Here is a 12129-nt window from a genome sequence, read left to right as displayed (position 1 = left end):
TATACCTTGCTCTGTAAGAACCGCTCCGCTAATGTCTTAACTAAATGACATTGCCTTTAAAGGACCTGCTCTTCTTCAATACGAATATTTTATTCTTTTACCAGCACCTTCTCGATCTCTCCGATGTACATGGTATGGTAGTCATTCTGGGGATACCATTTTGTATCGCACTCTGTATCCACAAAACACTCCGGATACATCTCCTGGACATACAGCTTCCGGCACACGAAGATCATCTCCGCCTCCTCCACTGCTGTGGTCTCCTCCAGCGTCTTTTCATTTACATAGAAAGGATGAAGCCCTGCCTCCTCCCATTTATCTTCCACATCCCGTCCGGACACGGCGCCGCAGATATTCAGCGCCTCCCGCTTGTCCCCGGGAAGGAACGAAATGGTAAAACGGTCGCTGCCGTCTACAAATTCCTTTGTGTATCTCTGGGGTCTTATATACGCAGTCACCACAGGTTTGCCCCACATGATGCCCACGCCGCCCCAGCTTGCAGTCATGGTATTGGATTTCATCCTGTCTCCGGCTGTCACAAGCATCCACTGCTTACTGATCTTGTCGAAGGGGTTGAACTGCAGCTGGTGAATGTCCATTTCTTTAAATGCCATCTTCTATTCCTCCTTTTACTCCATCACGATCTTCCTGAAGTTCTTCTTTCCTTTCTTCAGCACAACGCCTGCCTTGAATGCGTCCGCTGTAAACACTTCGTGAATGTTGGTGATCTTCTCGCCGTCCACGGACACGCCGCCCTGCTGCACGGCTCTTCTGGCCTCAGATTTGGAAGGCACAAGCTCTGCCTTCACAAGCATGGTCAGAATATCCATAGCGCCATCTTCCAGATCCCCTTCTGTAAGGGTTGTGGTAGGCATGTTGGCTGCGTCCCCCTGGCTGAAGAGCGCTCTTGCGGACTCCTGTGCCTTTGCGGCCTCTTCCTCGCCGTGTACCAGCTTGGTCAGCTCGTATGCCAGGATCTCTTTTGCCGTATTGAGCTGTGCGCCCTCCCAGGTGTCCATCTTGTCGATCTCCTCCAGCGGCAGGAATGTCAGCATACGGATACATTTCAGCACGTCCGCGTCCGCCACATTTCTCCAGTACTGGTAGAACTCGAAAGGTGATGTCTTATTGGGATCAAGCCAGACAGCGCCGCTCTGGGTCTTGCCCATCTTCTTGCCCTCGGAGTTGAGGAGCAGAGTGATGGTCATGGCGCAGGCGTTCTTGCCCAGCTTGCGGCGGATCAGCTCTGTACCGCCCAGCATGTTGCTCCACTGGTCATCCCCGCCGAACTGCATGTTACAGCCGTACTTCTGGTACAGTACGTAGAAGTCGTAGCTCTGCATGATCATATAGTTGAATTCAAGGAAGCTTAATCCTTTCTCCATCCTCTGCTTGTAGCACTCTGCTGTCAGCATACGGTTTACACTGAAGTGGGGGCCGACTTCCCGGAGCAGATCAATGTAATTGAGATCTAAAAGCCAGTCCGCATTGTTCACCATGAGAGCCTTGCCCTCGGAGAAATCAATAAACCGGCTCATCTGTTTCTTGAAACAGTCGCAGTTGTGCTGGATCTGCTCCGGCGTCATCATGGAGCGCATGTCAGATCTTCCGGAGGGATCTCCGATGTATCCGGTTCCCCCGCCGATCAGGGCGATGGGTCGGTTGCCTGCCTCCTGGAGGCGCTTCATCAGACACAGCGCCATAAAATGTCCCACATGAAGGCTGTCTGCTGTGGGGTCAAATCCGATATAAAAAGTTGCCTTTCCGTTATTGATAAGTTCCCGGATCTCCTCCTCGTCTGTCACCTGGGCTATGAGCCCTCTTGCCTGCAGTTCTTCGTAAATTCCCATGTTTTTTCTCCTTTACTCTTTTTATACTTTGCTTCTTTCCCGCAATACCGCAAAGTGGTCAAAAAAAGCCCTTACTGTTTTCACAGTAAGGGCGAGTTCTCTTATCGCGGTACCACCTTGCTTCACCTGTGCCTCGCGGCACCGGTCTCATCCGGCTGCTCCCCTGTCAGATCCACATGTGTCTTACTTTTCGGATCACAGCCTGGCACTTTAACGCGCGCCAACCCGTCACAGCCTACTTGCCGATCCGCTTCTGCCTTCTGTCTGGCTTCCGCTTTCTTCCCGGTGTTCGGTGTGAGGCTCCAAGACGTATTCATATGCGGTTCCTTCGTGCGCCTCTCAGCGGCCGGCTGCTCTCTGTACGGGTGTCCCGGATACTACTTGTTCTTTTCCAAGCCTTTTGTGTATGTTTCTGTCTGACTGTCATCCTAGCCTATCCGGCTGCATTTGTCAAGCCTGTTTGGCAAAATCGCCCGGTCAGCCTGTCACACTTTCCCTTTATAGTAAGGGCATTTCTTCCGGAGGCACTGCTGGTTCTCCCCGGAAAAGTTGCAGATGATCTTCTCCGGCAGCTCCATCTGAATACCCAGCTCTTCCCCTGTCATGAGAACTGCTTCCTTTAACGCCGTAAAGGTATCCCTCTTGCAGCATCTGGGACCGCCGATCCTGCCGATGGCATCCAGCGCCCTGGCTGTCATCCGGTTGGAAAGCCCCCAGGAATTTCCCGATAGAGGCGTGGCTCCGGTGAGAATACTCATGTAAATACCGGTGCTCACCCCTGCGCCGCAGCATCCCCAGAACCCGCAGGCGCCGCCGGGGACCTGGCTGCCCCGCTCTTCCATCTGCCGGAGGGCCTCCTCCAGATCCAGCCCGGCTCCACAGTTATGGCAGGCGGTAAGGAGAGCTGCCCCTGCCATCACGTGATGCTCCGGCCCGTGCATGTATATATAAGGATCCGCCATGATCTGCTGCACAATGGCCACAGGATCCTTAAGGGAAGTCTCCAGGCACAGGGCCTGTATCGCTTCCAATCCTTTCTTCGCGTGGCAGGCGTCACAGACATAGTGACCTTCCCGGCAGGAAGCGTGGCTCTTCTCCTTTTTCCCGCAGAAGACGCAGGTCATGTCCACCGCCTCCTGGCAGTACACAAGCTCCTGCCCGCAGACAAGGCAGCCCCCTCTTCCTCCTTTTTTCTTCTCTTCCATGACTTCTACCTTCCTGTCTCTGTCAGTACGTTTCCATCCTTGATGACAGCCTTCAGACGCAGATCTTTATCAAGAAGCACAAGATCCGCCTTCTTTCCAGGTGTGATGGAGCCTCTGGTCTCGTAAACTCCCAAACTTTTTGCCGGGTTCATGGTAGCGCAGGCCACGGCTGTCTCCAGAGGAATGTCCATCTTCTTTACGGCCGTGCGCATACAGTCCATAAGATTAGTGGCAGAGCCTGCCAGAGCCCCGTCAGACACAAGGGTGGCGTGGTTTCCTTTCACATCCACATCCAGGCCGCCCAGGGTGTACCGCCCGTCCGGCATCCCTGTGGCCCGCATACTGTCGCTGATGAAAATGATCCGGTCTTCGCCCAGCATCTTAAAGGTAGCCCGGACCATCGCCGGATGGATGTGCACGCCGTCACAGATCAGCTCCGCCATCACGTGGGGGCTGTCCGCCACTGCTCCCACCACGCCGGGAGCGCGGTGTGTAAAGGCCGGCATGGCATTATATAAATGCACTGCGTGGCAGGCTCCTCTGTCGTAAGCCGCCTTTGCAGAGTCATAGTCCGCATTGGTATGGGCCAGTGATACATGGACTTCATCTTTCACTGCCTCCACAAACTCCAGGGCGCCCTCCTTCTCCGGCGCAACGCCGATATAGTTGACTGTCCCTTCCGCCGCCTTCTGGAAACGGTGGAAGATCTCCACGTCACAGAGACGGATATTTCTGGCGTCCTGGGCTCCCTTCTTCTCCTCACTGATAAAGGGTCCTTCCATATTCACGCCGAGGAAGTCCGCCCTCGCCGGATCCGGCTGGGCCTGCTGCTTTTTGCCGTAGGCAGCTCCTGTGGCCAGGATCTCCTCCAGTTCCTCCACAGGCAGCGTCATGGTAGCCGGGTTGATGCCTGTAACTCCCACAGAGGCCTCGTATTTCGCGATCTCCTTTATGGCCTCCTCTGTGCCGTCGCAGAAATCATGCCCCATGCATCCGTGAAAGTGGATATCTATGAGTCCGGGAATGGCATAGCATCCTTCCCCGTCCAGCGTCTCTTCCTGTTCCCCGGAATTTTCCGTCTCTTCCCCAGGAGCGGCAAAAAGCCCGTCTCTGATACAGATTTCCCCTTCTTCAAAAGATTTATCTTCCCTGTATACTTTTACATTTTTGATACGCATATCTCTTTCTCCTTCCGCTGTCCCCTCCGGACAGACTGTGCTGAGAACATTATAGTATACTCTGCCTGTACAAACAACACGGAGACTGAAAAATTCAGCCTCCGCGAAAAATCTTATCGAATTATAAACTGCAGAACATCTGCTGCCACGGCCACCGTCAGAAGCAGGTATGCCGCCATCTTCTGTCTGCCGTTTCCGGCTTTCAGATGCACGATCAGAGCCGCGATGCACAGAACGCCGGGGGCCAGCCCCATCACGCGCTGAGCAATCCAGTTCGTCGGAAGAGAAATTGCCTGAAGCGCCGAAAGAGCGATGCCCCACGCAGACATAAGATAAAAGAGTACTTTTTTTACCTTTTCTCCCTTTACAAGGTACAGGCCGAGAAGCCCTCCGATGCTGATCACACTGATTCCCACATAAAAAATTAATAATAATCCTAATGCCATTCTTATTTCCTCCTGGTATACATTTATTGTTTACCTCCCTTCCGGGAGGCGGGATTCATATCCCTTTCTGGTATACAGAATATCATGGCTTTATAAAGAAACCTGGCATATGATTCTGAAGAATTCTAAAGAAGCGCCGGAATATTTAATGTAATTCTGATCCGGAACACATTTCCCTCGGGGCCGGCCTGTACCTCTCCGCCGTAGGCAGCCGCGGTCTCCTTTATACTCTCCAGGCCGATCTGCCTGCTCTCCACCTGTCCCTCTGTCCTGCGGATCCCATTTTCCTGGAGGATCCTCAGCTCGTTCCCTCTGCTCTCTATGACAAGCACCACTTCCCTGTCCGGATCTGCATATTTTTCCACATTGGAAATAAGGTTATCCACGATGCGACGCAGGGCAGATATGTCCGCCCGCCCCGGGAAAGAACCACACCCGGAGAGATCGGTCCTGCATGTAAACCGCTCCTCCAGCAGCTCCTCCCACCCGGCGGCAAGCTGTTCCGCAAGGAAGCGGATATCTTCCACCTTCTCCCATGTCCCGGATCGCCCGTCCAGAAGCTGATCCATCAGCTCTTTCACCTGTATGGCTTTGGACCGGACAAGCTCCATGTAGCTGTGCATCTCTTCCTTCGTGACTGTCTCTCTTTTTTCCAGCAGTTCCGTGTAGGACAGGACAGAGGTAAGAGGCGTGCGGATATCGTGGGAGAGGGAACGTATGAAAGCTTCCCTTGCATCCTTCATCTCCTGCTCTCTCCGGCTGATCTCCTTTCTGGTGGCTGTAAGGTAATTGATGCTCTCTGCCAGCCGGGTCAGCTCATCATCTCCTTCCAGCGGGATCTGTACATCTTCTCTTTTCTGCATGCTCTCCACGCCGTTTATGATCTGTATCAGATAGGAGAGTCTCCGCCCCAGAAGAAGAAGGAACAGAATGACAAACACGATCACAGCCGCGGCAATGCACACTCCTCTCAGCCAGACCCCTATAGCCGCATACACGATCCCCTCGGGAATGATCTGCCTTCTGTCCAGGTAGACCTCCACAATGGACTGGGAGGTGAGATAAAGGAAGAAAAAAGTAAAGACAGCCACAATGACCGACAGCACCAGATACTCAAAAATCTCTCCCGCCAGTTTCTTCGCCCTGGCCGGCTTTTTTCCCTTTTTATTCCACATAGTACCCCTTTCCCCAGGCCGTCTTGATATACCTTGGATTTCTGGAATCATCCCCCAGCTTTTTCCGGATGTTTTTGATATGTACCATGATCGTTGTATCCCCTACCGCGTCATCCTCCCAGACGCTCTGGTAAATATTGTCCAGGGAATAGATCTTTTTCCTGTGGCTGATAAGCAGCTCCAGAATCCGGTACTCTGTGTGCGTCAGAATAATCATCTCCCCGTCTTTCCAGACGGACTGGCGGTCCATGTCCAGTTTCAGATCTTTGTAAGTCAGTTCATCTGCCGGCGCCTCCTCCGCCTTGTACTGCATTCTTGCATAGTCTCGGCTCCTTCGCAGCAGCGCTCCCACCCGCATCAGAAGTTCTGCATTGGAAAACGGCTTCACCATATAGTCGTCCGCCCCCGCATCAAAACCCATTCTCTTGTCCGCCTCGCCGGAGTATGCGGTGAGAAAAATGATGGGCGCATAGTAGTTCCTTCGTATCTCCATCCCGGCCGCGAACCCGGACATTCCGGGCATGTTTACATCCAGGATATAGAGGTCAATGGTGTCATCCGCCAGGTTCACCGCCTCCTGGCCGTCTGCCGCCTCCACCACCTCATACCCCTCTTCCGCAAGGAGCATGCCAAGTATGCCGCGTATCTCTTTTTCATCGTCCGCCACAAGTATTTTCGCTTTTTTATCCATATCTTTCTCCCTCTCTTTGATCTGCTTCTGACATATCCTGCTTAGAATGTAACACAGGCCCTCCCGCATCACAATCCTTTTTGGGAAAATTCCGGCCGGAGATGGATTGTACACCTTTCCCTTTTTTGTTATAGTAGCTTTAGTAAAATTTCAAATACAAAGGGGAATGTATACATGAACCAGAAAACCTATGATTGTTATGTGAAAATACTGAAGACGGAGCTTGTGCCCGCCCTGGGATGCACGGAGCCTATCGCTCTTGCCTACGCTTCCGCCAAAGCCGTGGACGTGCTGGGCGATTTTCCGGACCGTATGGAAGCCCTGTGCAGCGGCAACATCATCAAGAATGTGAAAGGCGTCAAAGTGCCCAACTCGGGAGGTCTCAAAGGCGTGGAAGCCGCTGTCATCCTGGGCGCTGCCGGCGGGGATGCCTCCAAGGTGCTGGAGGTGCTGGAGAGCGTCCAGGAAAAAGACAGGGAGCGCACGGCCGCGCTTCTGAAAGACCGCTTCTGCACCTGCCTTCTCAAGGAAGGGGTTCCCAACCTCTATATTGAAATCCACGCTTTTAAAGGGGCGGAAACCGCTGTTGTGCGGATCGAGCAGACCCACACAAACATTACCTTCATCTCCCGGAACGGCGCTGTTCTTTTTGAGAAAGAAGCCGTCTCCCAGGAGGCTATGACAGACAAATCCCTTCTTAATCTAAATGATATCATCACATTTGCAGAGGAAGTGGATCTGGATCTGGTAAAGGACTGTCTGGAGCGCCAGATCGAGTACAACATGGCCATCTCTGAGGAAGGGCTGAAAAACAACTGGGGCGCCGGCGTGGGCCGGACGATCCTGGAAACATTCGGCCAGGATGTGCGCTGGAAGTCCATAGCCAGAGCCGCCGCCGGATCAGACGCCCGCATGAGCGGCTGTTCCCTGCCGGTGATCATCATCTCCGGCTCCGGCAACCAGGGCATGACCTGCTCTCTCCCGGTGATTGAATACGCCCGCTCCACCGGCGCATCACACGAGAAGCTTCTGCGGGCCCTGTGCATTTCCAATCTGACAGCCCAGGATCAGAAGCGCTATATCGGTCCCCTGTCCGCCTACTGCGGAGCTGTCTGCGCGGCAGCCGGAGCAGGCGCGGGAATTACCTACCTGTGCGGCGGCACCGCGGAACAGATCGAGAACACAGTGATCAACACCATTGTCAATGCCGGCGGCATCACCTGCGACGGCGCAAAGCCAAGCTGCGCCGCCAAAATCTTCTCCTCCCTGCAGGCCGCCTTCCTGGGCCACAGCCTGGCCATGAAAGGCTTCCGCTTTGAGGCCGGCGAAGGACTTGCCATGGACACGGCTGAGGACACGGTAAAGGCCATCGGATACATGGGCCGGGAAGGTATGCGCCAGACGGATATCGAGATCTTGAACATGATGATCGGAAAGACAGACCTGTCTTCCATCTGACATACCTTTCTTCACTTACATACTTTTTACATACGCGCTGTATTTACAGCCCTGCCATTCTCGTGGCCGCATGATGGGCAAAATCCCTGTCATGCTCTACCAGGAGCATGGTGGGGCTGTATCTCTGTATCAGCTCCATAATCTGTCTCCTGGAAAAGATATCGATATAGTTCATGGGTTCATCCCATATATACAGGTGAGCCTGCTCACAGAGGCTGGCTGCGATCAGCACTTTCTTTTTCTGCCCCAGACTGTAGTCCTCCATCTTCTTCTCAAACTGCAGCCTGGAAAAATCCATCTTCCGAAGAAGCGCCATGAAAAGAGACAGGGAGAGGCCTCTGTTTTTTGCATAAGTCCTCAAATCACCCGACAGGCCGGCAGGGTTCTGGGGCACATAGGATATGACAAGCCCGGGGGCAAGCTGGATGCGTCCGCCGGTGATCCGCAGCTCCCCTGCTTCTGCCGGCAAAGCCGCCTGCATCCCGCCGGCCTCCTCACCATCCATCCAGGACGTAAGAACCGCTTTCAGCACACTGGATTTCCCGCAGCCGTTGCGCCCCGAAAGAAGCACCCTCTCTCCCTGGTCCACATGCAGACTGAGCCCCTCCAGCACTCTGCGGCTGCCGTAGGACAGGGTGACGTCCTCCATAAGCACCAGCCTGTTTTTGTGATGCGTAAGAGGACAGATCTTCAGATCCTCCGCCGTCTCCACATTTTTCAGTAGCTTCCTTTTTTCCTCCGCTGCCGTCAGCATTCTGTTCTCCATGCTTTTGGAGCGCTTCATCATTTTGGCAGCCTTGTGGCCGATGGCTCCCCGGTCCGGCTTCAGTCCTCCGATCTTTGTTCCGGTCTTTGTCTTCTCCACAGCGTCCGACCACCTTTCCGTGCGGGCAGCCGCTGCCTCCAGGCGCCGGATATCTTTTTTCAGCTTTTCATTCTCTCCCAGCTCAAAAGTATCTTTCTTCTCTTTCTGTTCCTGCCACGTGGTAAAATTCCCCCGGACGACCTCTATATCTGACCGGTTAATGGACAGAATGTGATCCACACACCCGTCCAGAAAATACCGGTCATGGGACACGAGGATAAAGCCTTTCTTTCCCTGCAGATAGCGCATCATACTCTCCCTGGCCTCCATATCCAGATGGTTGGTGGGCTCGTCGATCAGCAGGAAGGCGTTCTCTCTGGCAAAGAGCCCGGCCATCATAACCCGGGTCTGCTCCCCGCCGCTTAAAGAGTCAAAAGGTCTGTACAGGATCCCCGGATCCATATCCAGGCATGTCAGCTCCCGGCAGATTTTCCACAGTTCGCAGGACGGGTCCGCCTCCTCCAGCACCTCTATGACATCCCTGCTCCCATCTTTCACCAGGACAGGAAAATACTCCATCTGCACATCCCCCTGGATACTTCCAGTATACTCATATGCTCCCATGAGGAGCTTAAGAAGCGTCGTCTTTCCCCGCCCGTTTCTGCCGGTAAGTCCCAGCTTCCAGTCCGTATCAATTCTGAAGGACACGTCCTCAAAAACCGGCTCCATTCCTCCCTCATAGCAGAACGTCAGATGACTGACTTGTATCATTGACATTGTGTGATCCCTCCTTTTCAAAGCGCATACAAAAAAGCACGGGAAAATTCCCGTGCCCGAAAAACTCCATCCGGAGTCTCTTTCCATACAAAGCTGCGCCCTGCGCGCCTCTTACGGATTCTATTTATCTGGATACAAGGATTTTCATTTCTGCATGCGCATAAAACATGTCCACCACGGTTCCTTCCCCGGCGGATCTGTCACGCCTATATGAACTTCATATATTATCTGCAGAAATTCTTCATCCTTTCACCCCTTTGCATGTACATTCTTCCTGTACAAAATAGCACAGACCCTTCTGGCTGTCAACCTCTGACTTCTGTTTTATGACTTCTGTTTTACCTTTCATTTTTCACCACGCTGCTGTTCCGGTATATACTGAGAAGGATACCGGCATAGAAATAAGTCACGCACAGGTTGGCCCCTCCCTGGGTATAGAAGGGCATGTAGGCTTCTGTCACCGGAAAAACGCCTGCATTCATTCCGATATACCATACTACCTGCACAGAAAGGAACAGCACAGCCGCCAGCCCCAGCAGAAAGCCCAGCCGGTTTCGCTGTCCCAGGACCGTTCTGATAAGCAGTGCCAGAAACACTCCCACAAGAAGAGTCAGCACAACCACCGGAAAGCTTCCCAGATACCGGAGCATATACATCCCTGTCTCCACCGGATCACCCATCTGGCGCACAGCCTCCTCTTCCGCCTCAGCAGCGTTCATTCCATCTGCCATGTAATCCAGCTTCTGATCCTCGATATGGCCCTCAAGTTCCTCCAGGATCATCTGCTTTGCCCGCCTGCACCGGATCTGTTCCGACACAATTTCAATGTAGCTATGCATATTCATGGCATGCACCTCCCAGAACTTTCACCACAGCCCTGGAATACTCCTTCCACTCCTCCTCTTTTTTCGCAAGCTGTTTTTTTCCGGCCTTTGTGAGCCCGTAGTATTTCCGCGTCTTCCCACCGGCGTCCTGCTCCCAGGAGGTGAGATATCCTTTTTCCTCCAGCGTGTGCAGAAGAGGGTACAGAGTTCCCGCTTTCAGTTCAAACACATTCTCTGATTTCTCACGCAGCGTCTCGATCATCTCGTAGCCGTACATATCCTTCTCTTCCAGAAGTTTCATAATGAGCATAGCTGTGCTCCCGGAAATCAGACTCTTTTCCACTGCCATAAACCCGGCCTCCTTTCCTTTTCCCCCATACAGGGGAGTCATTCATATAGATGTTCGATATATCGACTATCTATATAATATATCGAACATCTACCTATGTCAAGCCGCCAGGCTCACTTTCTGCAGACTAGATCCGGTCAATAATCTCCTGGATCGTCTCTTTGCTCTCCTCCAGGTCCTGGGCGATCTCCTCCGCCGTCTTTCCCCTGGCCAGTTTTTTCTTTACCATGTCTACCAGTCTCAGCTTATATCCTTCTGCTTTTCCGTCTTCAAAAGCCTCATCTTTCACTGCTTTCTCATACTTCTCCTGGTCAAATGTCTCCAGTATCATCTGTACTACCTCCGCCTTCTGCTGGATTAAGATGTCCTTCAGAATTTCATCCCGGATGCAGTCGTCTATCGTCTGCATGATCGCTTCTTCCAGAGGCTTCTTTGCCTCCAGTTTTTTCCGCACCCTGTCCACAAAAATCGCGTACTCCTTAAGCCTGCGGCATTTTTCCATAAGCTCACGGTTATGGCCATAGTTAATGTTCAGCATTACCGTGATGCATTCCAGGGCCGGAGTTCTCCCCTCCCCGCCCTTCTCAAAATGGTCAGACAGACGAAGGACCGTCCGGTCCGGCTGGCTGTCCGTACCATTGTAAAACACAATATGCTGTGGGAACGGAAAGTTTTTTGCGCTGGAGCCGTAGATGTTGATATTGTTCCGTGCAATGATCTTTTCGTACAGCTTTGCATAATATAGAAGCCCCCGCATAGGCATATTGGGATTGCAGGTACTCTGATGCTCGTACAGGTTCAAGGTGCCGCTGACAAGAAATGAAATATCATTTTTCATGGACAGATAGAGAACATTGCCAAGCGTGTTGATCTCCAGCTCGTCCGGATCCTCGTACTCTGTGCCGGACACGGCATTGTACAGAGACAGAAGATCCTCCTTATTGCTGAATACAAGCCGGAAAAGCCGGTCCTTATACTCCCGGTCAGCGGTGGGATATTCTGAGTCATCCACATTTACAATATTTACTTTTCTGGTTCTGCTCATAGAAATATTATACCTCCATTATAGACATAAAGACAACGTACTGCAACCTTTTCCCTTGTCTGCAGACTTTGTAAAAAGGAATGGTTCTGGCGGAAACCGCCCCGGACATGCGCCGGATGATGATAAATAAGAATAGCTGCCCTGGCAGCCTCAAAGGAAAGATTTCCTCTGTGAATGGTTTACATTATACACAGAATTATGACAATCGGCAAGATGGAATAGTGCACAAAATCCCATGCATGATCTTGTGGAATATTTCCTCCTCTCAAATCAATCGAGTAGGGGAGATTTTCTCTCCCCTCTCACACCACCGTACGTGCCGTTCG

Annotated in this window: 13 protein-coding genes; 1 reads left to right on the top strand and 12 read right to left on the bottom strand. The window is 52.5% G+C overall.

What is annotated here, in order from left to right:
- Positions 1-89: 89 nt before the first annotated feature.
- The 8 genes from Q5911_RS14425 to Q5911_RS14390 form a co-directional block, all read right to left on the bottom strand.
- Positions 90-614: a flavin reductase gene (locus Q5911_RS14425; protein WP_033127029.1), complete on the bottom strand. Its 525-nt coding sequence runs from the start codon at positions 612-614 to the stop codon at positions 90-92.
- 15 nt (positions 615-629) lie between these two features.
- Positions 630-1850 carry a tyrosine--tRNA ligase gene (gene tyrS / locus Q5911_RS14420; RefSeq protein WP_303183828.1) on the bottom strand — a complete coding sequence of 407 codons (1221 nt, stop codon included), beginning with the start codon at positions 1848-1850 and terminating at the stop codon, positions 630-632.
- A gap of 122 nt (positions 1851-1972) precedes the next feature.
- Positions 1973-2167 carry a hypothetical protein gene (locus Q5911_RS14415; RefSeq protein ID WP_303183825.1) on the bottom strand — a complete coding sequence of 65 codons (195 nt, stop codon included), beginning with the start codon at positions 2165-2167 and terminating at the stop codon, positions 1973-1975.
- 168 nt (positions 2168-2335) lie between these two features.
- Positions 2336-3055, bottom strand: coding sequence for a DUF5714 domain-containing protein (locus Q5911_RS14410; protein WP_303183823.1), 720 nt, complete (start codon positions 3053-3055; stop codon positions 2336-2338).
- Positions 3056-3060: 5 nt separating this feature from the next.
- Positions 3061-4233: an N-acetylglucosamine-6-phosphate deacetylase gene (nagA, locus tag Q5911_RS14405; RefSeq protein WP_303183821.1), complete on the bottom strand. Its 1173-nt coding sequence runs from the start codon at positions 4231-4233 to the stop codon at positions 3061-3063.
- A gap of 113 nt (positions 4234-4346) precedes the next feature.
- The gene (locus Q5911_RS14400) at positions 4347-4679 is read right to left on the bottom strand and encodes a hypothetical protein (RefSeq protein WP_033126041.1); all 333 of its coding nucleotides are present in this window, start codon (positions 4677-4679) and stop codon (positions 4347-4349) included.
- A gap of 125 nt (positions 4680-4804) precedes the next feature.
- Complete coding sequence (locus Q5911_RS14395) at positions 4805-5854, bottom strand: sensor histidine kinase (RefSeq protein ID WP_076779171.1); 1050 nt, start codon at positions 5852-5854, stop codon at positions 4805-4807.
- The gene (locus Q5911_RS14390; RefSeq protein ID WP_303183818.1) at positions 5844-6545 is read right to left on the bottom strand and encodes a response regulator transcription factor; all 702 of its coding nucleotides are present in this window, start codon (positions 6543-6545) and stop codon (positions 5844-5846) included. The genes Q5911_RS14395 and Q5911_RS14390 overlap by 11 nt, the downstream gene beginning before the upstream one ends.
- Positions 6546-6719: 174 nt before the next feature.
- Between Q5911_RS14390 and Q5911_RS14385 the strand changes: the two genes are divergently transcribed.
- Positions 6720-8003, top strand: coding sequence for an L-cysteine desulfidase family protein (locus Q5911_RS14385; RefSeq protein WP_303183817.1), 1284 nt, complete (start codon positions 6720-6722; stop codon positions 8001-8003).
- A gap of 43 nt (positions 8004-8046) precedes the next feature.
- On the opposite strand, the gene Q5911_RS14380 is transcribed toward Q5911_RS14385, so the two are convergent.
- The 4 genes from Q5911_RS14380 to Q5911_RS14365 form a co-directional block, all read right to left on the bottom strand.
- Positions 8047-9585, bottom strand: coding sequence for an ATP-binding cassette domain-containing protein (locus Q5911_RS14380; RefSeq protein WP_303183816.1), 1539 nt, complete (start codon positions 9583-9585; stop codon positions 8047-8049).
- Positions 9586-9923: 338 nt separating this feature from the next.
- Positions 9924-10430, bottom strand: a complete 507-nt coding sequence (locus Q5911_RS14375; RefSeq protein ID WP_303183815.1) for a permease prefix domain 1-containing protein — start codon at positions 10428-10430, stop codon at positions 9924-9926.
- On the bottom strand, positions 10417-10758 hold the full coding sequence (locus Q5911_RS14370) for a PadR family transcriptional regulator (RefSeq protein ID WP_076779180.1): 342 nt from the start codon (positions 10756-10758) through the stop codon (positions 10417-10419). Before Q5911_RS14370 ends, Q5911_RS14375 begins: the two co-directional genes overlap by 14 nt.
- A 127-nt stretch (positions 10759-10885) precedes the next feature.
- Complete coding sequence (locus Q5911_RS14365) at positions 10886-11803, bottom strand: hypothetical protein (RefSeq protein WP_303183813.1); 918 nt, start codon at positions 11801-11803, stop codon at positions 10886-10888.
- Positions 11804-12129 lie beyond the last annotated feature (326 nt).

Origin of the sequence: Lachnoclostridium phocaeense, from assembly GCF_959599685.1 — a bacterium.
Taxonomy (GTDB): Bacteria; Bacillota; Clostridia; order Lachnospirales; family Lachnospiraceae; genus Claveliimonas; species Claveliimonas monacensis.
The sequence above is the reverse complement of the archived record's forward strand: the minus strand, read 5'-3'. Positions and strand labels throughout refer to the sequence as shown.

Excerpts from the sequence above, each read along its gene's own strand:
- Q5911_RS14425 (WP_033127029.1), bottom strand. The coding sequence starts at position 614 with ATGGCATTTAAAGAAATGGACATTCACCAGCTGCAGTTCAACCCCTTC.
- tyrS (WP_303183828.1), bottom strand. The coding sequence starts at position 1,850 with ATGGGAATTTACGAAGAACTGCAGGCAAGAGGGCTCATAGCCCAGGTG.
- Q5911_RS14415 (WP_303183825.1), bottom strand. The coding sequence starts at position 2,167 with ATGAATACGTCTTGGAGCCTCACACCGAACACCGGGAAGAAAGCGGAA.
- Q5911_RS14410 (WP_303183823.1), bottom strand. The coding sequence starts at position 3,055 with ATGGAAGAGAAGAAAAAAGGAGGAAGAGGGGGCTGCCTTGTCTGCGGG.
- nagA (WP_303183821.1), bottom strand. The coding sequence starts at position 4,233 with ATGCGTATCAAAAATGTAAAAGTATACAGGGAAGATAAATCTTTTGAA.
- Q5911_RS14400 (WP_033126041.1), bottom strand. The coding sequence starts at position 4,679 with ATGGCATTAGGATTATTATTAATTTTTTATGTGGGAATCAGTGTGATC.
- Q5911_RS14395 (WP_076779171.1), bottom strand. The coding sequence starts at position 5,854 with ATGTGGAATAAAAAGGGAAAAAAGCCGGCCAGGGCGAAGAAACTGGCG.
- Q5911_RS14390 (WP_303183818.1), bottom strand. The coding sequence starts at position 6,545 with ATGGATAAAAAAGCGAAAATACTTGTGGCGGACGATGAAAAAGAGATA.
- Q5911_RS14385 (WP_303183817.1), top strand. The coding sequence starts at position 6,720 with ATGAACCAGAAAACCTATGATTGTTATGTGAAAATACTGAAGACGGAG.
- Q5911_RS14380 (WP_303183816.1), bottom strand. The coding sequence starts at position 9,585 with ATGTCAATGATACAAGTCAGTCATCTGACGTTCTGCTATGAGGGAGGA.
- Q5911_RS14375 (WP_303183815.1), bottom strand. The coding sequence starts at position 10,430 with ATGAATATGCATAGCTACATTGAAATTGTGTCGGAACAGATCCGGTGC.
- Q5911_RS14370 (WP_076779180.1), bottom strand. The coding sequence starts at position 10,758 with ATGGCAGTGGAAAAGAGTCTGATTTCCGGGAGCACAGCTATGCTCATT.
- Q5911_RS14365 (WP_303183813.1), bottom strand. The coding sequence starts at position 11,803 with ATGAGCAGAACCAGAAAAGTAAATATTGTAAATGTGGATGACTCAGAA.